The organism is Streptomyces sp. NPDC088785 (genome assembly GCF_044750685.1).
Taxonomy (GTDB): Bacteria; Actinomycetota; Actinomycetes; order Streptomycetales; family Streptomycetaceae; genus Streptomyces.
Window position 1 is genome coordinate 632,299 of the sequence record NZ_JBIVKH010000003.1, and the last position, 26,256, is coordinate 658,554.

Below are 26,256 nucleotides of genomic sequence, written 5' to 3' on the forward strand. Positions count from 1 at the left end.
AGGTGTCCGGGCTGTCAGTGCCGCCCGGCACAATGGGGGCCGGAGCTTGAGGAAGGGCGGTACCCCATGGCCGTATGGGACGACCTGGTCGGCCAGGAACGCGTGATCGTGTCGCTGGACGCGGCCGCGCGGGACGCGGACGCCCTGGTGACGGCCGCCGCCGCGGACACCCCGCCGCCCGCCGCGTCGAAGATGACGCACGCCTGGCTGTTCACCGGCCCGCCCGGCGCCGGGCGGGTCACCGCGGCCCGCGCGTTCGCCGCCGCCCTGCAATGCGTGTCCCCGGACCGCGCGCTGGGCGGCGCTCCCGGCTGCGGGTTCTGCGACGGCTGCCACACCGCCCTGCTCGGCACGCACGCGGACGTCTCGACGATCGCCGCCGACGGCGCGCAGATCCTCGTCGCCGACATGCGCGACACCGTCCGCAAGTCGTACACCGCCCCGGCGGGCGGCCGCTGGCAGGTGATCCTCGTCGAGGACGCGGAGCGGCTGAACGAGAAGTCGGCGAACGCCGTCCTGAAGGCCGTCGAGGAGCCCGCCCCCCGCACGGTCTGGCTGCTGTGCGCGCCCTCCGTGGAGGACGTGCTGCCGACCATCCGTTCCCGGTGCCGGCTGCTCACCCTGTCCACCCCGCGGGTCGACGCCGTCGCCGACATGCTCGTACGACGGGACGGGATCGAGCCGGCCGTCGCCGCGTCCGTCGCCCGCGCCACCCAGGGGCACATCGACCGGGCCCGCCGCCTCGCCACCGACCCGCGCGCGCGCGAGCGCAGAGCCGCCGTGCTGAAGATCCCGCTGCGCGTCGAGGACATCGGCGGCTGCCTCAAGGCGGCGCAGGAGCTGGTGGACGCGGCGGCCGAGGACTCCAAACAGATCGCCGAAGAGGTCGACACCAAGGAGACCGAGGAGCTGAAGACGGCGCTCGGCGCGCAGAGCGGCGGGCGGATGCCGCGCGGCACGGCCGGTGTCATGAAGGACCTGGAGGACAAGCAGAAGCGCCGCCGCACCCGGTCGCAGCGCGACAGCCTCGACCTCGCCCTCACCGACCTCACCGGTGTCTACCGCGACGTGCTCGCGATGCAGCTCGGCTCGGCGGTGGAGCTGGCCAACACCGAGATCCGGGACACGCTGGAGCGGGTCGCCCGCGGCAGCTCGCCCGAGTCGACACTGCGGCGCATCGAGGCGATCGGCGCGTGCCGCGACGCCCTCGACCGCAATGTCGCGCCGCTGCTCGCGGTGGAGGCGATGACGGTGGCGCTGCGGGCGGGCTAGAGCGTGGCTCGCCGGGGGCGGCCGGGGCGAAAGGATCAGCGGGACGTCGGCGGGACGCCAGCAGAGTGCCAGCAGCTGTGTCAGAGGCCGGAGGGCAGAGGGCAGAGGCCACAGGCCAGAGGTCAGCGGGGCGCCCCCGTCATTGGTGCGACGTAGAGTCACGCACCCCCTGCGGAGCGTTACGCTCACTCGATGCACTTCAGGCGTCCCTCTCCGACCCCGCCCCGCCGCACGGCCGCCCTGCTGGCCGCCTCGGCCCTTCTGCTGGCCGGCACGGTGGCCTGCTCCCCAGGGAGTTCGGGCACCGCCGACGCCTCCCTGGCGGCGCTGCCCGGCGCGACCCCGTCCGAACTGGCCTCGTACTACCACCAGTCGCTCAAGTGGCGGGCGTGCGGAGTCGCGGGCTTCCAGTGCGCCACCCTCAAGGCGCCGCTCGACTACGACAAGCCGTCCGCGGGCGACATCGATCTCGCCGTGTCCCGCAAGAAGGCCACCGGCCCGGGCAAGCGCCTCGGCTCGCTGCTGGTCAACCCGGGTGGCCCCGGCGGCTCGGCGATCGGCTACCTCCAGGCGTACGCGGGTATCGGCTACCCCGAAAAGGTCCGCGCCCGGTACGACATGGTCGCCGTCGACCCGCGCGGCGTCGCCCGCAGCGCACCCGTCACCTGCCTCGACGGACGCCAGATGGACGCCTACACGCAGACCGACATGACCCCGGACGACGCGCGCGAGCAGAGCGAACTGCGCGCCGCCTACAAGAGGTTCGCGTCCGGCTGCGAGAGCCACGACGCGACGTCCCGGCGGGTCCTGCCGCACGTCTCCACCGTCGAGGCGGCCCGCGACATGGACCTCGCGCGAGCCGCGCTCGGCGACGACAGGCTGACCTACGTCGGCGCCTCCTACGGCACCTTCCTCGGCGCGACGTACGCGGGCCTGTACCCGGAGCGGGTGGGCCGGCTGGTCCTCGACGGCGCGATGGACCCGTCGCTGCCGGCCCGCGAGATGAACGTGCAGCAGACCGCCGGCTTCGAGACGGCCTTCACCTCCTTCGCGAAGGACTGCACGGCCCGCGCCGACTGCCCGCTCGGCACCGGCACGCCGGAGCAGGCGGGACAGCGCCTGAAGTCCTTCTTCACCGCCCTCGACCGCACCCCGCTGGCCACCGGCGACCCCGACGCCCGCAAGCTGGGCGAGGCGCTCGGCACCACCGGCGTCATCGCGGCGATGTACGACGAGGCGGCCTGGCCGCAGCTGCGCGACGCGCTGACCGCCGCGCTCCGGAAGAAGGACGGCGCGGGCCTGCTCGCCCTGTCGGACAGCTACTACGAGCGTGAGCCCGACGGCACCTACGCCAACCTGATGTTCGCCAACGCCGCCGTGAACTGCCTCGACCAGCCCGCCGCCTTCAGCACCGCGGAGGAGGTCGAACAGGCCCTCCCCGACTTCGAGAAGGCCTCCCCGGTCTTCGGCCCCGGCCTCGCCTGGGCCTCCCTGAACTGCGCCGGCTGGCCGGTCCCCGCGACGGGCGAGGCCCACCGCATCACCGCCGAGGGCGCCGCCCCCATCGTCGTGGTCGGCACCACCCGCGACCCGGCCACCCCCTACGGCTGGGCCAAGTCCCTCGCCGCCCAGCTCTCCTCGGGCCACCTGCTGACCTACGAGGGCGACGGACACACGGCGTACGGCCGCGGCAGCACCTGCGTCGACGGGGCCATCGACACCTACCTCCTGACCGGCACCCCACCCACCGACGGAAAGCGCTGCTCATAGCCGCTCCGCGATGATCGTTCCCTGGTCATAAAGGGTGGGCGGAGCACCCCCGAGGAGCGTGTAGCATTGACGACGTTGCCGACGCACTCCAGTGCGCATCGGCGGCGCCGCCTTAGCTCAGATGGCCAGAGCAACGCACTCGTAATGCGTAGGTCTCGGGTTCGAATCCCGAAGGCGGCTCCATAGTGAACCCCAGGTCAAGTATTTGACCTGGGGTTTCTTAATGTTATTGACCTTGGAAGCTGGGTAAATCGGGCACTTTCTGTCTGTGCATCGTAATGCGTAGGTTGAAGGTTCGTTTCTGTGACGAGATCGACGAACCAAGGCTCTGAACTGGTCTTTTGCCTGGCCGTAGGGGAGAGGTCAGGCTGGCGCAACGGGTCCCGGTGGACAACCGGTGGACAGTCGTGCGTGAAACTCCGTCAGAGGCTTTCGCCACTCCTTGGCCAACGGGTGAAATTCACCGGTCTCCGAGGGGGCCGCAGGCGGCGTCGGGACTGTTTGGTTCTGACATGAATCGATAGCGAGGAGGTCAGATCGGATCACGGACGCGCGTGTGCGCGGCGGTCGTAGCATGCCGGCCCCGGCGAGGCGATACCGCTGCCGGTCAGCAACTCGTACGCGCCGTGGATCCACACGGAACGGCGGACGGATCCGGGCGGGTGATCTTCGCGTCCTCCGCCCAGGCAACCAAGCGGCGTACGTGTTGTTCCTCGCGAAGTTGGCGGACACCCCTTCACAGAGATCACCTACGGTAGACGAGACCCGTTCGGTAGGATGCTCCGAACGGGGGATTTCGGCTGGCGTGGGACGAGTTGCAGCACACTCACCACGCGAAGCCCGAGAAGTCCTGCCGCATGCCGCTCCCTGGAGCACACAGGCGAACCGACCGCACAGGACTGACCGGATACACCGGGTACGGAGCGTGAAGATGGACTTCGACGTCGCCGCTCCCGACCCTGCTGGCATGGTGGCGTCGCTCAGTTCGCTCGGTTACTCGCTTCCCGCCGCCGTCGCAGACCTTGTGGACAACAGTGTCTCGGCTGAGGCCCGGAACATCGACGTCGACTTCACATGGGACGGACAGGGCTCCTGGATCGCTGTGACGGACGACGGCAGGGGGATGACGGAGCCCGAGCTTGTGACCGCCATGACGGTGGCGGCCCGCGGTCCGTCAGCCGAGCGGAGTGCCACGGATCTCGGTCGTTTCGGTGTGGGGCTGAAGTCCGCCTCGTTCTCCCAGTGCCGCAAGCTCACCGTCGCCACGGTCAGGGACGGAAGTTGGCACGTCCGGACGTGGGACCTTGGCGTCGTGGAGCACTACAAGGAGTGGCGGCTCCTCCGTGACCCCGGCGATACGACCACCACCCTGCTGCGTCGGATCGCGGGAAGCATGCAGCACGGGACCGTCGTCCTGTGGGAGCAGCTCTCCGGCTACCACAACACCGCCGTGACCAATGACGACGAAAAGACGCAGGCCCAGTTCTATGCGGAGGCGGAGCGTACCGAAGCCCACCTTGCGATGGTCTTCGCCCGTTTCCTGCAGCGTCCGGCCCGGTGCCGGATCCGGGTACGTGGATCCGACCTATCCCCGTGGGACCCGTTTCTGTCCAAGCACCCGTCGGTCCAGCGGATCCCCTGGGAGCCTCTACCGCTGGGATCGGTGTCGGTGCGCGTGGAGCCCTTCGTCCTCCCGACGGCACAGCGGCTCTCGGAAGCCGAATACGAGTCGGCTGCCGGGCAGAAGGGATGGCTGGGGCAGCAGGGGTTCTATGTCTACCGCCGTGACCGCCTGATCCTGGCCGGTGACTGGCTCGGGATCCGCGGCCTCCGACGCGAGGAGAAGTACAACCTCGCGCGGATCGCTGTGGACATCCCTGCGGAGGCCGACACCGCCTGGGGCGTGGACGTGCGCAAAGCGAGCGTCGTTCCACCCGTCTCCTTGCGGCGTCACCTGGAGAGGATCGCCAGGTACACGCGCGAGGCGGCCTCCCGCTCCGCACGACAGCGTGGTCAAGTCGTGTCGCGGGCGCACGGTGACCCCCTGAAGTTCGCCTGGAACGTGAAACGCAACGACGGCCGGATCGTTCTGCGCATCAACAGAAAACACCCCTTGGTAAAAGCAGCGATGGACGACCAGGGCGGCAACACGGACGTCATCCGCTCGATGATCCGCCTCCTTGAGGAGACGGTCCCGGTCACGGCGCTCCGCATGCTCCACGAGACAGACACGGTCGACGACCCCGAACCCTTCGGCGGTCCGGGCCCGGCCGCTCCGGAGACCGTCGACATCGCCCGCCAGGTGTACGAAGCACTCCTTGAACAGGGCCGCTCGCCTGAGGACGCCCGGGCAGTACTCAGCTCCATGTCCCCCTTCGACGAGCAACAAGGTTTCTGGAACTCCTGACACCCTGATAGTCCCCACGCCCAACCGACCCGGCCGCAGGAGGTCGCTGTGAGCGCCACCCCCGAAGACAGTCTCGCGAAGGCCGAGCAGACCGCGGTGCTGCTCCTGCCCGGTGACCGCCAGGCAACGCCGGTCGAGGTGGACTTCGCCGTGAACACCGCGGTCAGCATCCTCGCTGCCCAAGGGATCACAGTGGAGCGTGACCAGGTGCGGAAAGTGCTCGAGGCCCGGGCCTCCGTGTTCCAGGCCGATTCCTCCGCGATGAAGGACGACAACGGGCACGTACCTTGGCTCGCCGACGCGAAGGCCGACCGGAAGTGGGACTTCTGGGACCGCTACCGGCGCTACCTCCTGACCGTCTCCAAGCTCCCGACGCAGGTCGTACGCCGACTCGACCAGAGCACCGACGACGTCCTCGGTGAGCTGGAAGACCCTCAGCGGCAAGGCGTCTGGCGCCGGACCGGGCTCGTGATCGGACAGGTCCAGTCCGGCAAGACTGGGCAGTTCATTGGGCTCGCCGCGAAGGCAGCTGACGCCGGCTACCGGCTCATCGTGGTGTTCGCCGGGATCCATAACGATCTGCGGAGCCAGACGCAGCTCCGTATCGACGAGGGGCTCCTCGGGTTCGACACCCAGTACCAGTTCCGCTCGGACGACGACGCGCATCGTCATATCGGTGTTGGCGCGATGTCGCACGGCAAGCGTCTGAAGGCCGCGTCGCTCACCACCAGTCACGAGAAGGGGGACTTCGCCCGCAAGACGGCGGTTTCCGCGAACGTGCCGGTGGGCAGCGTTCCGGTGGTCCTCGTGGTGAAGAAGAACCGGCGGATCATCGACAACCTGCGGGACTGGGTGATCGACAACCACGGTGTGGAGGACCCGGAGACCGGTCGGATGGTCGTTCCCGACCTCCCCTTGTTCGTGATCGACGACGAAGCCGACAACGCCGGGGTGAACACCTCCAAGGACCCCGACACCAACCCGTCGGCGATCAACAAGGCCATCAGGCGGTTGGTCAACAGCTTCACGAAGGCGTCCTACGTCGGCTACACCGCGACCCCCTTCGCGAACATCTACATCAGCCCCGACACGGACCACGACGAGCTGGGCCCCGACCTCTTCCCGGAGAGTTTCATCCGCACCCTGCGGGCACCGTCCAACTACCTCGGTCCCGAGCGGGTCTTCGGTCTGCAGACCGACGGCGACGAGGAGGACATCGAGCCGCTGCCGCTCATAAGGCATATCAAGGACACGGACCTCTGGGTGCCGGACAAGCACAAGTCCTACCACCAGGTTCCCGACTTCCTGCCGGAGTCGCTGCAGCGAGCCATTCGGTCCTTCGTCCTGACCTGCGCGGCACGTCGAGCACGGGGGCAGGTCGCCGTGCACAACTCCATGCTGGTGCACGTGACCCGATTCACCGCCGTACAGCAGCAGGTCCGCGACCAGATCGACGCCCATGTGCGTCTGCTTTTCGACGTTCTACAGGACCGGTTCAGCAGTGCCCGGCAAGAACTCGAGGAAGAGCTGCGGGAGCTCTGGGATGAGGACTTCGTCCCCTGCACCGAGGACATGACCGGGGGCAGGCTCGACTGGGAGGACGTCGAACCGCATCTCCACGCAGCCCTTGCGAAGATCACCGTCATGGCTGTCAACGGTGCCGCGAAGGACGCTCTCCAGTATTACGAGCGCCGGGAGACCGGCCTGTCGGTCATCGCCGTGGGCGGCGAGAAACTCTCCCGCGGTCTGACCCTTGAAGGGCTGTCGGTCAGCTACTACCTGCGTGCCTCCAAAACGTACGACACCCTGCTGCAGATGGGCCGCTGGTTCGGTTACCGTCCCCACTACGAGGACCTGTGCCGCCTGTACACGACACGTACGCTGCAGCGCCAGTACGCGGAGATCACCGCGGCCACCGACGAACTCCGGCGCGACGTCGAGGAGATGTCCGCGGTGGGACTCACCCCACGCGAGTATGGTCTCAAGGTCAGGACCTCGTCGCTCGGCCTCGGCATCACGGCCTCCAACAAGATGAGGCAGGGCACACGTGTCCGCCTCAGTTACTCCGGTGAGCTTCCCGAGACGACCATCTTTGACCTTTCCGAGAAGGTGGTCCGCCACAACCACGATCTGCTCGACACGTTCGTCGCGCGGCTCGATGCGCTCTCTGCCGGGAAGGTAGACGAGCGGAGCGGGAGCATTACCTGGAGTGGCGTCCCAGCCTCGGACGTCACCGAGGGTTTCCTCGACTCCTACCTCACCGACCGGCGGGCCCAGCGGGTGCGGCCGGCCTTCATCGCGGAGTACGTGCGCCAGTGTGCCAAGCAGGGTGAGTTGGGCAACTGGACGATCCGCCTGGCCAGCCGACTGCCCGAGGGAGCGGCGGCCGAGATCGCAGGCCATTCCGTCGGCCTCATCACGCGCAGCCACTCCAAGTCCTCGGACGTTGTTCCCGGCCGCTACACGATCAAGCGCGTACTCAGCCCCGCCGACGAACTCTGCGACCTGACCGACGAGCAGAAGGAGCGCGCGCTGAAGGACACGAAGGAGGCCGCGAGGGGGAAGCTCAACAGGAAGGGCGAGCCGCTCGACCCCGACACTCCCCGCGGTCGGCCCCTGCGTAACCAGCGCCGCTCTGACCAGCCGTTGCTTCTGCTGTATCCCCTCAGCCCTGCCGAGGTGGCCAAAGCGTCACGGGATCCCGAGCCGGTCGCCCCGCTGGTCGGGTTCGCCATCAGCTTCCCGTTCTCCAGCCACCAATTGAAGACCGAGTACGTGGTGAACGACATCTGGTTCAAGCAGGACATGGAGTTCGACGACTTCGAGGACGAAGAGTGATCGACGAGAGTGTGTGGCAGGAGCTGGAGGCCCACCAGCAGACCCCGGGCAGGTCCACCCGGCGGCTCCACCCCGACTCCCAGCACGACATCCAGGTGTCGGTGACGCACCCCGCCCTCCGGCGGATGCTGCTGCTCGGCACGGACGCCAAGACCGCCGACACCGTACGTCAGGAGATCCACGAACTGCCTGCCACCCGTGGCCTGCAGCTGAACCTGTCGTCGGTGTCCGGAAACCACTACGAGCTCCAGGTCATGCTCACCGACGACGAACTCACGGAGGTGTTCACCCCGCTCATCTCCGACATCGCAGAGGTGGTGCGGGACGCACCGACCACCGAGACGGCGGCGGAGGCCGCGGTTCGCCGCTACGTCCGGTGGCAGCAACTGCTGCGCTCCGTATCGCGCGACGGCCTGTCCCGACAGGCCCGGTGCGGTCTCTTCGGCGAACTCCACTTCCTCCTTGAGTACGTACTTCCGGCTGTGGACCAGCACACGGCCGTCAGCTCTTGGACGGGCCCTCGGCAGACGAACCAGGACTTCCAGCTGCCCGGCGCCGCGGTCGAGGTGAAGACGACCACAGCCCGCTCTCCCCGGACGGTCCAGATCGCGAGTGAGCGGCAGCTGGACACGGCCGACTCGACGCCCCTCGCACTGGCTCATGTCGTCCTCGACGACCGGCAAAGTGGGCTCGGCAGGAGTCTGAACGCCTTGGTGGACGAGATACGGGCCCGTCTGACCTCACCGTCCGCCGCCCAGCGCTTCGAGAGTCTGCTGGTCCAAGCCGGCTATCTGCCGAATCAGCGGGACCTCTACGACCACGATCGTTACACCCTGCGTCGCAGCGAGTTCTGGACGGTCGGGGCGGGTTTCCCTCGCATCATCGAGGCCGAACTGCCGCCTGGGGTGGGCAACTGCACCTACACCATCGACGTGTCGGCACTGACCGCCCACAGCGTGACCGCCGAGACACTCGTCGACCTGATCCGAGGAACCCATGGCTGAGCACGACCTCCACGACTACTCACGCGCGGTGGTGACCGACATCCAGGCGCTGGCGGACGCCGAGGGCGGCTCGATCCCGAACACATTCACCCAGCACGTACTCGAGATCCTCGAGGAGGCCGGGGTGGTCACCGACGCTGCGCTCGCCTACCACTCCTCCCGGGGGCTGGAGATCTACGGCTACGGCCTGCCCGAGGACGGGTCCAGCCTCGATCTCTACACCACCGACTTCAACCTGACCCCGATGTGCAGCAAGCTGACCAAGGCCGAGTCCGACAGGCTCTTCCGCAGGCTGTTCGCGTTCGTGGGCAAGCACGCGGCCATCCGCCCCAACCAGGAGGACAACACCGACGTGCACGACATGTGCGTCGGTGTGGAGAAGGCACTGTCGAACGTTCCGAAGATCCGCCTCTTTCTCCTGAGCAACCGGGTCAGCACGACGAGTGCCCCGGGACCCGGGGAGTTCGAGGGGATCCCTGTCACACACGAGCTCTGGGACCTTGCGCGGCTCCACAGGCACGAGACCTCCGGGAGCATCGGCGAGCCCATCAAGGTGACCTTCGAGCGTCCTCTTCCGTGCCTGGCGGCGCACAGCGACGAGCCGAACTACTCGGTCGTCCTGGCCGTCATCCCCGGCCGGCAGCTTGCCGAACTGTACAAGGAGCACCGGACCCGGCTGCTCGAACTCAACGTCCGGTCCTTCCTCCAGACCCGTGGTGGCGTGAACAAGGGCATCCGCGAAACCCTGCTGAAGGATCCGAGCCGCTTCCTCGCCTACAACAACGGCGTGACCGCCACCGCCTCGGACGTGGACTTCGAGACCGACGAGCACGGCAGTCCCGTCGCCATCAGGAGTATGACCGGCCTCCAGATCGTCAACGGCGGCCAGACCACCGCCTCGCTGCACCACGTCCTGACTCATGACAAGCGGGACCTGGACGGGGTCCACGTGCAGATGAAACTCACGATTGTCGATCCCGCGTACCTGTCCGAGATCGTTCCGAGGATCTCCCAGTACTCCAACACCCAGAACAAGGTGACGTTGGTCGACTTCAGCTCGAACCACGAGTTCCACGTCGCCTTCGAGCGTGTCTCCCGCAGCCTGTGGGCTCCTGCGACCGAGGGCAGCGGTCAGGAGACGCGATGGTTCTACGAGCGGGCGCGGGGACAGTACACCGACAAGTCCGCCGAGCACGAGACCCGCGCAGCCCAGCGCAAGTTCAAGCTGATCACGCCGAGCCGGCAGAGATTCAGCAAGTCCGACCTGGCCACCTTCGTGCACTCCTGGGAGCAGCTCCCGTACTGGGTGAGTCGCGGTGCCCAGAAGAACTTCGCCCACTTCATGGAGCGGATCGAAAAGTCCGATCCCGTCGTGGACGTGCAGTACTGCAAGCGCGCCATAGCCACCGCCATCCTCTTCCAGGCTGCCGACCGGATCGCCCGTGCGCACTCTGCCGGCAGCCACAAACGCCTGATCACGACCTACACGGTCGCCCGGCTCTCGCTCGCCGCCGAGAAGCGGATCGACCTCGACAGGATCTGGAACGAGCAGGGCACCACGGACGCCCTGGAGGACGCCCTCGACGAGGTCTGTCCCTTGATCATGGAGACGGTGATCTCCGGCGACCGGCACGTGTCGGAGTGGGCGAAGAAGCCCGACTGCTGGGACGAGGTTTCCCGCATTCCGTGGACGCTCCCCGATGCGCTGACCGCCGAACTCACGACCGAACCCTTCGAGATCGCCTCTCCCGAGAGCACCGAGTCCGACGAGGCCGAAGCCGCCGTCGAGGACATCCCCAGCGAGGAGTGGCAGGCTCTCGCGGACTGGGCCCGCGAAGGCCGGCTCCTGCGCGCCGTGGAAAGGCAGCTCGCGGACCGTGTCGCGCAGCGGCTCTCCCAGGGGCGACGGGTCACCGGGGCCCAGGCCAGGCAGGCGATGGAGGTCTACGAAGAGGCCCTGCGGCATGGGTTCCACCCCTCGCCCGCCGGCCTCGACCACGAGACCGCGTGAGAACACCAGTCCCGGCACCGGGGCTGGCGCTACAGGGTTCCCCCTGCCAACAGGTCGTTGATCGCGTCTTTTGCACGCCTCAGCACGATGCGCCGTCCCCGTCATTGAACACGAGCAGCTTGATACCCGGGCTGATGCCTGCTTCGGCGAGGATCCCGAGCGGGATCTCCACACGGCCAGCCTCATCGACGTCGAGTTCTGCGGGTTCTCGGATCATCTAGGTCAGTCTGCCACCCGGAGCACGCCCACGGCATGGCCGCCCAAGGTGGAAGCATGGCCTCGTGAGCACACACGAAGGATGGGTGAGCACGCCTTGGAGCGCACAGCTGAGAGGCCGCCGCGTACGGGACGCCGGACCGGAGAAGACCCTCAGGAGGGCCGTGCACGCCCTCGGGCTCCGCTTGGCTGCACCGTAAGGTCGCTCCCCGCTGCACGGCGGACTTCGTGCTGCCCCGGTACTCCGTCGCGGTCTTCGTCGACGGTTGTTTCTGCCACGGCTGCCCCTCCCACGGCACGCGGGAATTCCGAGGGCCGAACGCCTCGCGTTGGGAAGCCAAGATCACGACCAACATGGAGAGGGACGCCAGGAACACCGAAGCTGCGAGAGACGCCGGATGGACCGTGGTGCGCATCTGGGAGTGTGAGGTCAGGGCCGACGCCGGGCGGGCCGCCCAACGCATCGCCGACGCCGCACACCGCGTGTCCCTGCTCTCCCGGGAGGGCCCTGTCAGCCTGTGGTTACCGCAACATCCAAGGTGGCTTCGGCTCCCTCGTCCTCCTGCGGACGGGTCGGGCAGTAGTCGCTCAGCGGGCAGCTTCCACAGAAGGGCTGCTTGTCACGACACAAGTTCTCGCCGATAAACCTGATGGCGGCCATGCGCACGGGTGCGTCACGGCCAGCGCCGAGAAGCTTGATGAGGTTGAGCCGGCCCTCGGTCAGTCGGTTGGTCAGGTGCGATTCGTTCTGCTGAACCCTCGCAGCCACCCGCAACGCACTCTGGCCGACCAGCATTATGTCGCCGCCGGCCAGCAGCCTGAACAACGCGAGCTCAGCCGGCTTGAGCCCCATCACCTTGCTGTGATGAAGAACCGAATCCGCGTTCACCCAGACCTCGGGCTTGTCGACGACCGGACTGAGCCTGTCCTCCAGACGCTTGCGGAGTGCTGTTGTCGGCGCCGCGTTTACGAGAGCGAGATAGACATCCTGCGTCAGTTCCCTGTGCCCAGAGACCTCGTCCATCACGTCGGAGAGCTGCTTCGGGTGCAGCTTGCTTCCTGAGAGCACCGCCATGACGAGAGCCCCGAGCGGCTTCATCTTCCGGCCACCGGGGAACTGGTGCCACTGCTTGCCCGCCCGCTGCTCCTTGGCCCAGCGGGTCAGTTCCTCGCGTACCTTCGGCCACTTGTCCGCGGCCTCGTCCCCAGCGGGAACATCTTGCGGCAGGAGAACCCGGGCCGCGGCTTCGCCCAACAGCGGGGGAACCGCGTTGCCAATCTGGCGGAAGGCGTCGCTCCGCGTACCCGAGAACCGAAAGCGATCCGGGAAGGTCTGGATCCTTGCGGCTTCACGCACGGTCAGCGTTCGCGCCTCTTCAGGATGGATGTACCAGTAGCCGTCCTTGGCGATGTGCGCTGTGATGGTGCGGCTCAGTTCCTTCCAGTCCAGCTTCTTGTACTTGTCGGTGAATTGCTCCGCGTCGTACCTCTGGAAATCCTTCTCGTCTTCGTCCAGTTTCTCTTCAAGCTCGGAGTAGAGGGTTTTGGAATCCATTACCGTGAAGATCCTGAAGTCGTCCTCACGAACCCGCCGCGTCATGTGGTCGTGAATTACACCCTTGTCTGCCCTTCTGCGCATCTCTTTGGCGAAGGAAGAGGGCTTCGGCTCCTGCTCCTCGTCGTAGTCGCCGACTCGGGCACCTACCGCTTTCAACGCCTCCGGGTTGAGTGCAGGAAGGTCACCGATGGAATCCCGAAGGGTGGTCTGTTTCTTCGGCTTGCCCCACACGAAGCCGCCACCGTCTCTCCGTGCGAGGAGGATCAGACGCTTCCTGTGCTGCGGCACGCGATAGTTCCACGCATCGACGAGGCGCACCTGGGTCACGTACCCAAGACTCTCCAGCTGTGCCTCGATGATGCGGATCACGCTGAAGTCATCGCCGAGCCCCATGTCAGGGACGTTCTCCATGAGGACGGCACGTGGCAGGAGCCGCTCCACAACATCGACGTAGGCGCGCCACAGTTCCTTACGCAGATCGTGCGGGTCTCGGTTGTGGTACTCGACCAAGTGCCGGATCTTGCTGCGTCCGGCACGACTGAACGGCTGGCAGGGGGGGCCTCCCGCCACAATGTCGATATCGGCTCCGGAGTCCAGGATTCGCTGGACGAATTCGCCTCGCTGGTCGTCATCGCCGAGGTCGACACAAAGACTCATTCCCGGGAAGTTCGCTGCATGCGTCTCGCGAGCCCGCTCGTCGAAGTCCACGGCCGCAGCGGTGGTCCATCCGGCTCGCTCAAGGCCCAGGCTCAGCCCGCCGGCGCCCGAGAAGAGGTCGACAGCTAGGCGTTTACCCTTTCCGTAGCCGGACTGGACCCATTGCCTGAAGTCGTCCGGCTCACAGTGGTGCCTGTGCTTGTCCAGTTTGAGGTAGTCGCTCCGCTCCAGGGGCACGCCATAGGTATTTTTTGCCCCCTTCTCCTTCGCCACGACCCACTCCTCCGTACCTGACGACCTGAACGACCTCCAGGAGATCACGCACGCCGCTGCGAAGGCAAGGCTTCCGGCCGGTCTACGCCGCCGTAAAGCCTCGTCCGTCGCGCGGGTGACCTGCCTGGTGAACACCGCTGTCCACTCACAGTACCCATTGGTAACTTGATGCAGTGTTCTACTCTGAGCCACCCCATGTTAGAGGACACCGCCTGGGTTGCTCCTCAAGACCACCCTGTACCGGTTGCGATACGTCCACGAACGTCATCTGTCTCAACGAACCCCCGGACCAGAAGACCCGTTCGATCACGGGCTCTGCCCCGTTCGTCGGGCGTCGGGCGCTGTAGCCACCTTGAACCCCCGTCCCGGGGCACGTGCTGCCCAAATCTCCTGAGCAGCGTCTCCAGAACCCTCCCCGCCGTTAAGATCGTAGTTGGCACTCCTCGGGCGGGGTGCGGGTGCGAGCGGTCAGAGGGGCGAGCGTGGACTCCGAGAACACACAGACGTTCCTACGTCCCCGTGCGCGCCTGATGAGCACACTCGGTGAGGAACTGATCAGCAACGAGCGGGTGGCACTCACCGAGCTGGTCAAGAACGCCTACGACGCCGATGCGAACCTGGTTGTAATCAGGTTCAACGGGCCGCTGGAGGAGGGCTACGGTTCCATCGAGGTATGGGACGACGGGCACGGTATGTCCCCCGAAACCGTCCGGGACACCTGGATGGAGATTGCCACACCGTTCCGGCACCGTGCCCCACTCAGTGAGGAGTTCGGGCGAAGGGTTCTTGGTGCAAAGGGGATCGGGCGCTTCTCCGCAGCCCGCCTCGGTGCCGTGACCGCGATCAGGAGTCGCAAGGCCGGCGGTCCCGAGGTGAACATCCGGCTCGACTGGAACGACTTCGCCGCCGAGAACGCCTATCTCGACCAAGTGCCGGTCCACTGGAACGTGGGCGCTCCCGAGGTGTTCGCCGACAACGGCCAAGCGCGACGCCTCTTCGACGAGGTGACAAGTGCCTTCCGTGCAAGCGAGAAACGGCCAGCCTGGACGGGCTCTCACGGCACCCTCGTCCGGCTCGAAGGGCTTCGGCAGGACTGGGGGTCCGAGTCAGTGGAGAGCCTGAAGAGGTCCCTTTCCCGACTCCTCCCCCCTCCTCCTCCTGTAGAGCTGGGCGTACCCGACCAGCCGGAGTTCGCGATCTATCTCTCCCTTCCGGCCGGGCCGTTGGACCACCACACCGGTTTCGTCGCGGCCAGCGAAGCTCTGGCGCATCCGCACTACCGCCTCATAGGGACCATCGACGAAAACGGTCTCGCCGACCTGGCCATGACAAACCTGACGTCCGGGCAGTCGGAGGCCGTGAATCAGTACCTGTTCCCGTCGCACGGAAAGGCGCCCAAATGCGGTCCCCTGAAGCTCGACCTCCGTACCTGGGACCTTGACTCGGCCTCCCTCAAGGAGATGCTCAACATCGACCTCGGGGCCCGCAACATCACCGAGGTCCGTAAGCTGATCAAGGACAACAGCGGTGTCGCCCTCTACCGGGACGGCTTCCGGGTGCAGCCTTTCGGCGAGGTCGACTTCGACTGGCTGCGCTTCGACCTCCGCCGCGTGAACAACCCCACCATGCGGTTCTCCAACAACCAGGTCGCGGGTTTCGTGTACATATCGGCGGACGGTAACCCCGGGCTTCGGGACCGGTCGCACCGGGAGGGACTCATCGACTCTCCCGAGTACGAGGACCTGAAGGGTGTCCTGACCCAGGCTGTGAGCCGACTCGAGACCTGGCGCTACGGGCTGCGTCGTCCGAACGGAGAGGGCCGCGAGTCGGGTCCGGTCACGGTGGACACCCCCTCCGGTGCCGGGAGCGACCGTCACGGTCTGTTCCAGAACTTCACCCTCTCGCCCGTCCGGGACGTTCTCAACGCGAAGTATCCGGACGACACCGAGTTGAGCCGCGCACTGGAGGAGGCTCAGGAAACGATCGACGAGAGCGTCGAGAAGGTCCAGGAGGTCCTCTCGCAGTTCTCCCGCCTAGCGACTCTCGGAGCGCTAGTCGACGTAGTACTACACGACGGTCGGACGGCACTGACGCGGATCGCCTACGTCCTCCGCCGACTGAAAAAGCTGGCAGGCCGTAAGCGCGACGAGGACGAACAACTCGCCTCCGCTCTCACGAAGATGCACGTCGACCTCACGGCGCAAGAACAGGCTCTGGACCGGCTCTTCACCCGCGTCGAGCCGCTCAGCGGCCGGCGGCGAGGCCGCCCCCGCGCCCTGTCTCTCCAAGCCGCGATCGACGAGGCCGTCGCGGTCCACGAAGGCACGCTCAAGAAGCACGGCATCACCGTCACCGTCAGCGGCGAGGACGTGACAGTGACGGCTGACCCCGGCGACATCTCCCAGGTCGTCCACAACCTCGTAGGGAACTCGATCTATTGGCTCTCCACCCTGCCCGCGGGGAAGGAGCGCGCCATCCTCATCGAGACGAGGCGGACGCCCGACGACGAGGTAGACATCGACGTGAGCGACAGCGGCCCCGGAGTACGTGAGGAGATCCGAGAGATGATCTTCGACACGTACTTCAGCGACAAGGAGGACGGCATCGGGTTGGGCCTCAGCATCGCCGGCAGCGTCGTGAAGGACTTCTACGACGGTGATCTGTCCCTGGTGAGGCCAGGGCCCCTCGCCGGAGCCACATTCAGGGCAAGACTGCGAAGGAGAGTTGGGTGACGGACGGGGGCGCGATGTACCGGATCTTGATCGTCGAAGACGAGGTGGACATCGCGGAGGAACTGTCCGAGATGCTCGCGGAGGAGCTCTCGGACCTCGGAACGCTCGACATCCACGTCGAGAACGATTTCGACGAAGCCGAACGCCTGCTGGAGACACAGGCGATCGACCTGGTTGTTCTGGATGTCAGGGACGCGACACGGCGCGGCTCCGCCGCGCACCCCAACCTGCAGGGCCGTGAACTGCACGACCGGATAGCCAAGACCCGCTGGGTGCCGGTCGTCTTCTGCACCGGCCTCGCGGAGCAGGTAAGCGACTTGGCGCAGCCACCGCTCATCCAAGTGGTCCCGAAGAACCGACTGGACGACGCTGTCACCGCGATTCGGGAGGGCCTCGAGTCCGGTGTCCCGGTCCTCACCCGGCACATTACTGCCCTCGTGGACGAGCACGTGCGCGGATTCCTGCGGGACGAGATCGCCCCGAACTGGGACCGGCTCGGCGCTGTTGACCGTAGCCAGATCGCCCCCGTCCTCGTGCACCGCTTGGCGGCCTGGCTGAAGGAGAACGCGGTCGAGGCCCTCGGAGTCGTGCTCGGTTCCTCCGAGGACCGTGTGATGGGACACGCGTCGACGGCCCGGATGTACCTGATGCCGCCGGTCACGAAGCACGTGACCGCGGCAGACCTTCTGCGGGACCCCCAAGACGGCTGGTGGGTCGTCCTCACTCCTGCGTGCGACCTCTACGAGGACCTGCCCAGCGGCGGCAACCGCGCGGCCAAGGCCGAGTACGTGCGCCTCGCCAAGGCGGTTCCGTTGAGCGAAGCACCCTTGATCGCACGTTGGATCGAGGCCGGATCCCCCGTCAAGGGGAGCCGGGAGCGGAACGCGGCTCTGGAGATGTTCCGCGACAACAACGCCCGTTACCGGATTCTGCCCAAGTACCTCGACATCCCGGACCTCTTGGTCGACTTCGAGGTCGTGCAGTCTGTTCCGTTGGCAGAGGTCCGTTTGTGGACCCGCGTCGCCACGCTGGACAGCCCGTTCGCCGAGGCCATGCTGACCTCGCACGGGCACACGGTGGCTAGGATCGGCACCCCCGTCGTCGACTACGAGAACATCAAGCAGTCCCTGGGGCTGGACGGAAAGGGGAAGGCCGCGGACCAGAACTCGGTTCCGAACCCTCGTACCACGATGAAGGACGGCAAGCAGTCCTGATTCTCGGCCAAGATGATCAGCCTGTTGGCCATCTCGCCCGCGCGCTGAATTCTGAAGCGTGATCTGAGTCCGACCGTGTCGGGGATCTCAGACGGCAGCGTCGTTGAGTCCCGTGATCCATGGGAGGTGAGCTGGCCCGTGCCTCCGCAGGGCCCGATACGCCGGCGCGAACTCGCGCACAAATGCGAAGGGGGGAGCGCTCTTCAACCGGTGGCACTCTCTGGCAAGAACTTCAGCGAAGGCCAGCAACTTGCGGTGGGTTGCTCCCTCCATCAGGTGCGCTGCTGCCTTGGCGCCGTCGCTGATCAGATTCGTGGTGCTGATCAACTCGTCCTTGGCGGCTGAATCCCCATGTGCAAGGGCATGCGACAAGCGGTCTCGTTCACCGAGGACGTGGGCAGCTGCCAGGCAGAGAACCGCTGACGCTGTTGTCTCGGCGGGTTCTCCCGCGTTGGTCATGGCGTTTGCCAGCAGGGGGAGAGCGGCGAAAGGCAGGGGGTCGGCAGTGTCCCATAGGGGCTCCGCGATCTGGAGCCCGGCACGTGTTCCCGCACGGTCCACGTGCAGCAGAGGTCGGTCAGGAGAGGCCTGACGTAGTTCCCAGCACTCGACGCTGGGGTCCGCGATGGCGGCTCTGAGAATCGCACGAAACGCCTCTCTCAGGCTCTCAACGGAGACGTCGGGCACGTCCAGCCGCACGAGACTGCCATGGCGCCGGATGTCCAGCACCGGGAATCTGGCTTCTCCAGCTGCCTGGAGTATGGAGAGGTCCTGCCCGACGTAGTTCGAGTCCTCCGCGCCTCGGATGACCAGCGATGCGTTCTGTGCGTAGGCCACTGCGACCCCGTGCTCGAACCCGCGGCAAATGGCGCGAGCGCGGAGCGCTGCGTCCAGTACCTCGTCGAGTTCGGCTTGCTGTCCGCCCAAGAGGAGTGTGCCGTTGACAGGGTCCCAGCGGAAGTCCTCGTGGGCGTTCGCGTTGCGCCACTCAGAGCGGATCGTCGAGGCAAGCAGCTTGCACAGCGGCTGCCCGTCTTGAGTGGCCAGCAGATCCCGGACGGTGGCGAGCGGGGCCCCCTGCGGAACTTTCCTTCCCAGCAGTTCCAGTACCACAACAGCCGTGCGCCTGACGTCTGCTTCCAGCACGGCCCGGTGCAGGTCCATGACCGCCCGCGCCTTTTCTTCCTGGTATTCCTCCTCGTAGTAAGCGTCGAGGTAGGCGATCTGTCCTCGATGGGCGGACACCATCTCCGGTTCTCGAGCGACGTGCCGTGCCATCACTGAACATGCCAGTTCCGGATCGGACGTCAGATGGGACGTCACCAGGTGACGTCCCAGGAGGGCAGCACGGTGCGTTATCAAGGGGCGATCGGAGATCGCTAGGACGGCAAGGTGATGGAGAAGTATCACCGTTAGGGGCAGCGAGTCTTCGATCAGATGTCTCATGCTCCGGCGCAGCCGATGATCTAGCATCTGCGGGGCTTTCGACCAAGCGGCCAAGAGGCGGGCCCGCGACGCCACACCCGACCCGGGACCCACTTGCTTGGCCGACACCCCGAGCGTTCGCTGGTAGACGTCCTCGTAAGGAAGGCTGACGTGATCAGTCCTGGCGGCAGCTTCCAGAGTTCGCCCGGCCGCCTGGGCCGCGAGAGCATACCTCCGTACTGCAGACCAGGCGGACTCCGCCCATCCCTGTTCCAGGCAGGCGAACAGCGCTTGAGCCTCGCTTAGATTCGCTCGCGCCAGGTCAGTCGCCAACCGTCGCTCTGCCGCGCTCGTACGGGACGGACTGAACCGGGACACCTCTTCTGCGCCAGCACCCAAGGCAACAACCGACGCGTGGAGACTCCGCAACAACTCCGGAAGCTGCTTCCCGACGCTTCGGCCAGAAGCGGTCCGCAGGCGCAGGATCTCCGTAACCTTCTCGTCGGTCTCCCGCTGAAGCCCGGACAGGTCGGCTTCCCTCAGCACTGTTTTCCATTGCGCGCGGGTCACCGGGACAAAGGCGACTTCCTGCTGTCCCGTGATCTGCTCAGGAGGCGCGGAGAGATTCAGCTTTCGGATCACTGCTCGCGCAGCCGCGCAGGACTCTCGTTCAGCTGTGCCCAGTTGGTCGGGAAGAGATACGTCCACCAGCACAGGATGACACCGGCAACCGCTTGAAGCGTGATGTTTTCCTCGTGACTGTCGGTGTCCTCGCACGGCGACGATGCTGGTGTGGGGGCACGCCGTCTGTGCTGGAAGGTCTTCGTGCGCGATGCGCGATCCGATGGTGAGGCAAGGCCGCCTTTAGAATGGATCGACCGCCAAGTCGTGTATGGCTGACCGGGGGGACGGTGCCGGAACCTCAGCGAAGGGGTGCTGTGGAGGTTCTACAGTGGCTTCCCTTCGACTTTCCGATCGGTCGAACGCGTCGTCGGGAGCTCAGCTCCGGTCTCACTGCCGGGTCGGTGACAACCCCGTCGGTGGACAGCCGGTGGACAGACGCCTTTGGACGGTGCATCACGGGGTGGCACGGGTCACCCTGTAACGCCTGCTCTGATCAGCCAAAACGTCACCGAACAGCACGACGGGGCACGGCGCAACACGATCGCTCATGGTCTCGTAATGCGTAGGTCTCGGGTTCGAATCCCGAAGGCGGCTCAGCTGAAACCCCAGGTCACATTGCCCGTGACCTGGGGTTTTGTGTTGTCGGGTGGTCTCCTGTGCTAAGTGGCTGGGGCGCCGCATCTTTGCTTGCGTGAGCGATGCGTGAGCGGAAGGGGTGCGAAGTGCCTGGCTGGCGGAGCGCTGGCGGTCGGCATGACGCAATGACGTAGGCCCCGGCTCGGTCGCTCACTCGGGGCGTCATGGCCGCATCGGCCGGGCCGCGCGACCGCACTCGTCTCCCGGGCCTCATCAGGCCCATCCGGATTCTTGTGCGCTTCCTCGAAGACTCCGCTGCTAGCCTGCCCAGTTGTTCGCGATCCTTGATGGGTTCGTGTCAGATGACTGCTAGGTGCTGAGCACGGGAGGGGATGGAGCATGCCAGAAGGGTTCTCTGTGGACCTTGAGGCACTTCGCAAGGCCGCAACCGGGATTACCACCACTCTGGACGCGATGGCCACCAAGAAGGTGAGTGACATCGATGCACCTAAAGACGCATTCGGCCACGACGAACTGGCGTCAGCGGTCGCCGATTTCTGTGATCGGTGGAACATCGGCGTCTCGCACCTGGCTACCGATGGCGCAGAGATCTCCGACCGGCTGACACACTGCGTCAACAGCTACGAAAAGGCCGAGGAACACATCCAACTCTCTGTGCAGGGCGTTCTTCAGTCCTCGACCGGGTCCGATCCGGGGGCGTCCTGATGGCTGAGCTCGGAGAGACGTCGGACCCCCGTGATCTTGTCCCCGGAACACCCGATGCTCTGAATACGACCGCTCAGTCGCTCCTCGCCTACGGCGATGTTCTCATCGAGGCCGGCGAGGGGCTGGCGAAGATCGAGACCGAAGACGGGTGGAGAGGTCCGGCAGGTGATGCCTTCCGCGATCGGTTCCATGGTGAGCCGTCGAGGTGGGTCAAGGCCGGCGACAACTTCCACGCCGCCGCGAACGCTTTGTACGAGTACAGCTACACCCTGCGCGCAGCCCAGCAGCGCGCAGGGGAAGCCATAGCCCAGTTCGCGCGCGGCGAAGCCACGACGGCAGCCGCAGACAGGGCCCACACTCAGCAAGTCAATCAGGCACGCAGCAGAGGGGACGAGACCGAGATCCCCTTTCATGATCCTGGGGAAGCAGACCGTGCAGCGGCCCGCGGGACTCTCGAGACCGCCCGCGGCAACGTGGACAGCGCAGGGCACACCGCGACAGCGCTGGTGAAGAAGGCGACCGAGTCAGCCCCTGAGAAGCCGGGGTTCTGGTCCCAGGTCGGTGACTTCTTCAGCGATGTGGGTGAAGGGGCCGTGGACGTGGGCAAGGTCGTCGTCAACGATCTCGCCTCTTTCGGCAACGCGATGATCCAGCATCCGGGCGACAGCGCCGCGATGCTCGGTGGCGTGCTCCTGACCGGGCTCAGTGCGGGTGGTGAAGGGCTTGGCGTCGTTTTGGACGCCACCGGCGTCGGCGCGGTCGCCGGTGTCCCACTCAACGTCGTCTCCGCTGCTGGAATAGCCACAGGCGTGGGCGTTGCGGGCGCTGGAGCCATGGATCTCGCTCAGCATGCCGGGAGCGATTCCAAGGTCGAACCCCTGCGGATGAACAGCGAAAAAACCGGCGCCAGTGGCTCCTCTCAGCAGCCGGCGTCCGAGCTGATCAAGAGTGGACAGGAGTACAAGAGCACCGGCGCAGGCAGAGGAGGGACCAAACTTCCGACGGAGAACGGTCCGCAGAACGGAACCCTTTACAAGACGGATCCGCAGACCGGGAAGGTCACCGGCTACACCACATACGACGCCGAGGGGCGTGCGCTGAAGCGAGTGGATCTGGAGGGCGCCGCCCACAACGGAGTGGAGACCCCGCACGTCGTAGAGTACGGACGCAACACCAATCCGAAGACTGGGCAGGTCTTCGTGGGCAAGCCGAAGGACGTGCGCGCCGCGTTCCCCTGGGAGATTCCGTGAGCAGCATCAAACCGTCGTGGTCCGAGCGTGAGCTGCCGGCCTTCTTCAAGCAGTGGCGCACCGACTGGAAGAACGACGAACTCTCCCCGATCAGTTACATCGACTACGAGGGCGGGGTGCCCTTCGTCCTGGCCGCAGCCTGGCTGTTCTGCCCCGAGACGGTGGAGTACCGCGGCGGCGTGTTCCTCAAGGAGCAATTCCGCGAGGAGAACGTCGACAACTGGTTCACGAACCTGGGCGACGACCGGGAACGCATCGAAGCAGTCACCAACCAGGTCAAGTTGTGGGACACCTTCGTCAACACCCCTCTCACGGATGAGAATCAGCTGGGCGAGGAACTGCCCCAGCTCGCCCTGGCTCTGGGGGAATGCTGGCAGGGCGTCCTGTCCACCCGGTATCCCGACCTGAAGATCACTGTCCAGGTGAGCGATGAGGAGGACGGCTCCTACGGGCCGACGGTGACCTTCTGGTCCGCTCCGGCCGCCGCAGCCCTCGGATGACGGTACAGAGGAAACTACTTCCCCACTTCGTGGGCTTCTTCCGACCGTCCTTCTTCTTGCCCTTCGCCTCGGCCTTCTTGGCTCGCTTCGCCCTTTTCCGGGCCTTCTCCGCTTTGCGTTCGGACGCTTCGGCGTCCGCCTTGCGCTGGAGCGGAACCAGCTTCGCGGTGGCCTCGGCGGCGCTCTTGCCGACATGAGGGAGGACGCTCTGATAGATGTCCCGCGTGATCCGGGTGTCGCTGTGCCCGAGAGTGTCCGACACGATGTTGATGTCGATGTCGGCGGCGGGCATGAGGGTGGCCGCGCCGTGGCACAGGTCGTGTAGCCGGATCGGCGGGAGGCCGGAGGAGCCAGGAGCCGTCTTCCTGTGTGAAGACGTGGCCGGTGTCGACCCAGGCCGATCCCCACACCTCGCGGGCCGTGTCCTGCCGCTCGCGGTGCCGCTTCAGGACGTCGACGGTGTCGTCGTCGAGCGCGACAACTCGGTAGCCGCTGCCGGTCTTGGGATCGGATGTCTCGATCTCCCAGCCGTCCTGCACGAGTTGGGAGGAGACGGTGAGGGAGTGGGTGTCGAGGTTCGTCTCGGGCCACGGCTGCCCGCATGCCTCGCCACGGCGCAGGCCGCGGAAGGCGATCAGGTGCCACATCGCGTACAGCCGGTCCTCGGCGACGAAGTCGAGGAAGGCGCCGGTCTGTTCCGGCGTCCGGACCATCACGGGCGAGGGCTTCTCGCCCGTTTGCTCCCACTTGGCGACCCGCTCGTCGGTCCACACGAGCGCCTTCGGATTGCGTATGGGGTCGATCTCCACGTGGGCGGCCGGGTTGAACGTGATGATCTGCTGCCCGATCGCGTCGTTCAGAGCCGCGCGAAGGGTCGCCTTCACGTGCTGACGGGTGGCGGGGCCGGTGATGCCGGGGTGGACTACGCCTCACCTCTTGTTCCGAGTCGGAACAGGACGCCAGCGCATCCCGCCAAGACGGCATGTCCGGCGCACTGTCGTACCGCGCTGACCTGCACATGCAACGGCCAAGACGGCGAAGACGCCCTTCGCCACTACCCCAAGGAGATTCCTGCTTGACCGCTCCACGGAGGACAGCCCGCGCGGGAGCCGGCGAGGCCGGCTGTCCCCGGGCGATCTCCGCACCGCCAGCCGCAACATTTTCCAGGGCCCACCGCATCTGTTCAGGTGTAGGTGCGACGAAGGGGGAGCGGCGCGGATGAGGCGGTCGCTTGAAGGGGCGTTCCGGGAGTTCGCCGAGGGGGCATCGGGTCGGCTGTTCCGGTCCGCGTGCCTGCTGACCAGCGGGGATGTGCATCTCGCCGAGGATCTGGTGCAGGAGACCCTGGGGAAGATGTACGTCGTCTGGGGGCGGCCCGCGGTGCGCGGCGGGAACCCCGCGGCGTACGCGCAGACCGTGCTCGTGCGGACGTTCCTCGCGCACCGGCGGCGACGGTCGGCCGACGAGCGGCCGTCCGGGGATCTCCCCGAGCGGGCTGCCGCGGGGTCCGGGGACACGTCCCTGCGGCTGACGCTGCTCGACGCGCTGCGTCAACTCCCCGCGAAGGACCGGGCCGTGATCGTGCTGCGGTACTGGGAGGACCGGTCGGTCGAGGAGACCGCCGACGTGCTGCACCTCAGCTCCGGCGCCGTCCGCACCCGCAGCAGCCGGGCCCTGGCCCGGCTGCGCGAGCAACTCGGCGGCAGCATCGGGGAGTTCGCCGCGCTGTGAGAGAGGCGCGGCCCACGAAGACGAAGGACCGGACAGGGGACCAGGAGAAGGTGACGTGATGGGGCGGACGGGCGGGGACACGGGTGCGGACGGGTTCGAGGGCGAGATCGGCGGGGCGCTGCGGCGCACGGGGGATCGGTTCGCCGCCGAGGACGGGCCGGCGCTGGTCGAGCGGGGGATGGCGCGCGGCCGGCGGCGGCTGCGGCGCCGGCGGGCCGGGGTGGTGAGCGGGAGCGTGGCGGCGCTGGCCGCCGTCGGACTCGGCGCCTCCTACGTCGGCGGCGCGTTCGACTCCGCCACGGCCGAGGCGCAGGGCGCCGCGGCCCGGCCCGGCGCGTCCGCGCGGCCGAGCGAGGCGGCACCGGCCGCGGGGCGTCCCGTGTCCCGGGCCCAGGTCATCGGGATCCTGCAAGACCTTTTGCCCGAAGGGAAGTTCAGCGGGCAGCAGGGCCGGGGGAGCGCCGAGCGGCCCGGCCCGTACGCGCACCTCGTCTACGACGACGGGCACGGCGAGGCGGCCATCGGGGTGAGCATCGGCTCGGCCGATCCGCACGGCGCGGGTGTCGCCGAGCAACTGAAGTGCCCCGACAAGAAGTTCGTGCCGTACGACGAGTGCCGCGGCGAGAAGCTGGCCGACGGATCCCGGCTGATGCTCATGCGCGGGTACGAGTATCCGGACCGGCGCGTCGACACCAGACTGTGGTCGGCGTTCCTCGTCACCCGCGACGGGCACACCGTCTCGGCGAGCGAGTGGAACGCGCCCGCCGAGAAGGACGCCGCCGTCACCCGGCCCCGGCCGCCGCTCAGCCTCGAACGGCTGCGGGCGCTCGTCCTGGCGAAGGAGTGGCGGCCCGTGCTGCGCGCGGTCGGCGCCGCGCCCGACGAGCCCCTGCCGCAGCCGCCCGCCCAGGGCCTCGACCGGAAGTCGATCCTGAGGAAGCTGGAGGCGCTGCTGCCCGGCCGGGCGAAGGTGACCGGCAGGGGCGGGCAGGACGACCAGGCCGCGTACGTGGTCGTCGACGACGGCAAGGGTGCCGGTCTGATTCAGATCAACGTGCAGCCGGACATGCGGGACGTGGCGGACGAGCTGTTCGGGAGCGGCGCCGAGACGCGGCCGGACGGGACGAAGGTCGTCACGCGCAAGGGGCACGGCGACGACAAGGGCGGCCGGGGCATCGTCGAGTGGACCGTCGACACGATCCGCCCCGACGGGCTGCGGGTCGTGGTCTCCGCCTTCAATTCCGGCGCCCAGAACAAGGACGCCACCCGGCCCGAACCGGTCCTGACCATCGCCGAGTTGAAGGCCGTCGCGCTGTCGGGGAAGTGGACCGCCGGGCCCGGGAAGGGAATCGCCGATTCGGGGAAGGGAATCACCGGGTCGGGGAAGGGCACCGCCAAGTCGGAGAAGTGGATCGTCAAGTCGGGGTCGGGGTCGGGGGAGTAGAGGCCGAGCCGGGGCGTCGGGCGGCTAG

16 protein-coding genes, 1 tRNA gene and 1 pseudogene are annotated in these 26,256 nt (G+C 66.9%); 14 read left to right on the forward strand and 4 right to left on the reverse strand.

Going from position 1 to position 26,256, the window contains the following annotated elements; translation table 11 throughout:
- Positions 1 to 66 precede the first annotated feature (66 nt).
- The 7 genes from ACIP5K_RS13525 to ACIP5K_RS13555 all read left to right on the forward strand — a co-directional run bounded on the left by ACIP5K_RS13525 (position 67) and on the right by ACIP5K_RS13555 (position 11,302).
- Positions 67 to 1,272 (forward strand): DNA polymerase III subunit delta', encoded by a 1,206-nt coding sequence (locus tag ACIP5K_RS13525; RefSeq protein WP_401408727.1) that lies wholly within the window; start codon positions 67 to 69, stop codon positions 1,270 to 1,272.
- Positions 1,273 to 1,464: 192 nt separating this feature from the next.
- A complete protein-coding gene (locus ACIP5K_RS13530; protein ID WP_401408729.1) occupies positions 1,465 to 3,042 on the forward strand; it encodes an alpha/beta hydrolase in 1,578 nt (525 codons plus the stop codon).
- 106 nt (positions 3,043 to 3,148) lie between these two features.
- A tRNA-Thr gene (locus tag ACIP5K_RS13535) sits at positions 3,149 to 3,225 on the forward strand.
- Between the two features lie 748 nt (positions 3,226 to 3,973).
- Entirely contained in the window at positions 3,974 to 5,449 is a 1,476-nt protein-coding gene (locus ACIP5K_RS13540) for an ATP-binding protein (RefSeq protein WP_401408732.1), read from the forward strand.
- Between the two features lie 48 nt (positions 5,450 to 5,497).
- On the forward strand, positions 5,498 to 8,287 hold the full coding sequence (locus ACIP5K_RS13545) for a Z1 domain-containing protein (protein ID WP_401408734.1): 2,790 nt from the start codon (positions 5,498 to 5,500) through the stop codon (positions 8,285 to 8,287).
- Entirely contained in the window at positions 8,284 to 9,291 is a 1,008-nt protein-coding gene (locus ACIP5K_RS13550) for a PD-(D/E)XK motif protein (protein ID WP_401408737.1), read from the forward strand. The genes ACIP5K_RS13545 and ACIP5K_RS13550 overlap by 4 nt, the downstream gene beginning before the upstream one ends.
- Positions 9,284 to 11,302 carry an AIPR family protein gene (locus ACIP5K_RS13555; RefSeq protein WP_401408740.1) on the forward strand — a complete coding sequence of 673 codons (2,019 nt, stop codon included), beginning with the start codon at positions 9,284 to 9,286 and terminating at the stop codon, positions 11,300 to 11,302. The genes ACIP5K_RS13550 and ACIP5K_RS13555 overlap by 8 nt, the downstream gene beginning before the upstream one ends.
- 79 nt (positions 11,303 to 11,381) lie before the next feature.
- On the opposite strand, the gene ACIP5K_RS13560 is transcribed toward ACIP5K_RS13555, so the two are convergent.
- Entirely contained in the window at positions 11,382 to 11,519 is a 138-nt protein-coding gene (locus ACIP5K_RS13560; RefSeq protein ID WP_401408742.1) for a hypothetical protein, read from the reverse strand.
- A gap of 510 nt (positions 11,520 to 12,029) precedes the next feature.
- The gene (locus tag ACIP5K_RS13565) at positions 12,030 to 14,006 is read right to left on the reverse strand and encodes a DNA cytosine methyltransferase (RefSeq protein WP_401408745.1); all 1,977 of its coding nucleotides are present in this window, start codon (positions 14,004 to 14,006) and stop codon (positions 12,030 to 12,032) included.
- Positions 14,007 to 14,488: 482 nt separating this feature from the next.
- Here ACIP5K_RS13565 and ACIP5K_RS13570 point away from each other — a divergent pair, with 482 nt between their 5' ends.
- Together ACIP5K_RS13570 and ACIP5K_RS13575 are read left to right on the forward strand one after the other, a co-directional pair.
- A complete protein-coding gene (locus ACIP5K_RS13570) occupies positions 14,489 to 16,738 on the forward strand; it encodes an ATP-binding protein (protein WP_401408747.1) in 2,250 nt (749 codons plus the stop codon).
- Positions 16,735 to 17,952, forward strand: coding sequence for a hypothetical protein (locus ACIP5K_RS13575; protein WP_401408750.1), 1,218 nt, complete (start codon positions 16,735 to 16,737; stop codon positions 17,950 to 17,952). The genes ACIP5K_RS13570 and ACIP5K_RS13575 overlap by 4 nt, the downstream gene beginning before the upstream one ends.
- Positions 17,953 to 18,039: 87 nt before the next feature.
- Here ACIP5K_RS13575 and ACIP5K_RS13580 read toward each other — a convergent pair whose 3' ends face one another.
- A complete protein-coding gene (locus tag ACIP5K_RS13580; RefSeq protein ID WP_401408752.1) occupies positions 18,040 to 20,085 on the reverse strand; it encodes a hypothetical protein in 2,046 nt (681 codons plus the stop codon).
- A gap of 966 nt (positions 20,086 to 21,051) precedes the next feature.
- On the opposite strand from ACIP5K_RS13580, the gene ACIP5K_RS13585 reads away from it, so the two are divergent.
- From ACIP5K_RS13585 to ACIP5K_RS13595, 3 genes are read left to right on the forward strand one after another with little or no spacing between them, the layout of a single operon-like run.
- A complete protein-coding gene (locus tag ACIP5K_RS13585) occupies positions 21,052 to 21,303 on the forward strand; it encodes a hypothetical protein (protein WP_401408755.1) in 252 nt (83 codons plus the stop codon).
- Positions 21,303 to 22,553, forward strand: coding sequence for a putative T7SS-secreted protein (locus tag ACIP5K_RS13590; RefSeq protein ID WP_401408758.1), 1,251 nt, complete (start codon positions 21,303 to 21,305; stop codon positions 22,551 to 22,553). Before ACIP5K_RS13585 ends, ACIP5K_RS13590 begins: the two co-directional genes overlap by 1 nt.
- Positions 22,550 to 23,053, forward strand: coding sequence for a hypothetical protein (locus ACIP5K_RS13595; RefSeq protein WP_401408761.1), 504 nt, complete (start codon positions 22,550 to 22,552; stop codon positions 23,051 to 23,053). The genes ACIP5K_RS13590 and ACIP5K_RS13595 overlap by 4 nt, the downstream gene beginning before the upstream one ends.
- Here ACIP5K_RS13595 and ACIP5K_RS13600 read toward each other — a convergent pair.
- A pseudogene (locus ACIP5K_RS13600) lies at positions 22,965 to 23,964 on the reverse strand (site-specific integrase); the annotation flags it as partial. The gene ACIP5K_RS13595 and the pseudogene ACIP5K_RS13600 overlap by 89 nt on opposite strands.
- A 307-nt stretch (positions 23,965 to 24,271) precedes the next feature.
- Here ACIP5K_RS13600 and ACIP5K_RS13605 point away from each other — a divergent pair.
- Both ACIP5K_RS13605 and ACIP5K_RS13610 read left to right on the forward strand, forming a co-directional pair.
- Complete coding sequence (locus ACIP5K_RS13605; protein ID WP_401408763.1) at positions 24,272 to 24,784, forward strand: SigE family RNA polymerase sigma factor; 513 nt, start codon at positions 24,272 to 24,274, stop codon at positions 24,782 to 24,784.
- Positions 24,785 to 24,842: 58 nt separating this feature from the next.
- Positions 24,843 to 26,228 carry a hypothetical protein gene (locus ACIP5K_RS13610; RefSeq protein WP_401408766.1) on the forward strand — a complete coding sequence of 462 codons (1,386 nt, stop codon included), beginning with the start codon at positions 24,843 to 24,845 and terminating at the stop codon, positions 26,226 to 26,228.
- Positions 26,229 to 26,256 lie beyond the last annotated feature (28 nt).